Source organism: Acinetobacter sp. TUM15071 (genome assembly GCF_008980925.1).
Classification (GTDB): domain Bacteria; phylum Pseudomonadota; class Gammaproteobacteria; order Pseudomonadales; family Moraxellaceae; genus Acinetobacter; species Acinetobacter dispersus.
On the sequence record NZ_BKGB01000083.1, the window covers coordinates 1 to 424 of the forward strand.

A 424-nucleotide genomic window follows, 5' to 3' on the forward strand; every position below is an offset into this window, starting at 1 on the left:
GGTATTATCACTGGCCTGACTCAGCGTACACCTGAAAATCTGGCAAAAGAAATTGCACGTTGCCGAGAAATGACCGATAAGCCTTTTGGCGTAAATTTAACCTTTTTGCCTACCGTAAATACTCCTGATTATCCGGGTTTTGTAGAGGCAATTATTAAAGGTGGCGTAAAGATTGTAGAAACAGCAGGGCGTAATCCTGAACAGGTGATGCCATATTTAAAGGCTGCTGGTATTAAAGTAATTCACAAATGTACTTCGGTTCGACATAGCTTAAAAGCTCAGCAAATTGGATGTGATGCAGTTTCTGTAGATGGTTTTGAGTGTGGTGGGCATCCCGGTGAGGATGACGTGCCAAATATGATTTTATTGCCTTTAGCAGCCGATGCATTAGAGATTCCGTTTGTTGCTTCAGGTGGTATGGCAG

At 42.7% G+C, this 424-nt stretch carries 1 protein-coding gene; it reads left to right on the top strand.

The features are described 5' to 3' along the window. On the top strand, window positions 1-424 hold a 424-nt coding region (locus tag GBI66_RS19350; RefSeq protein WP_171494355.1), incomplete at both ends, for a nitronate monooxygenase family protein.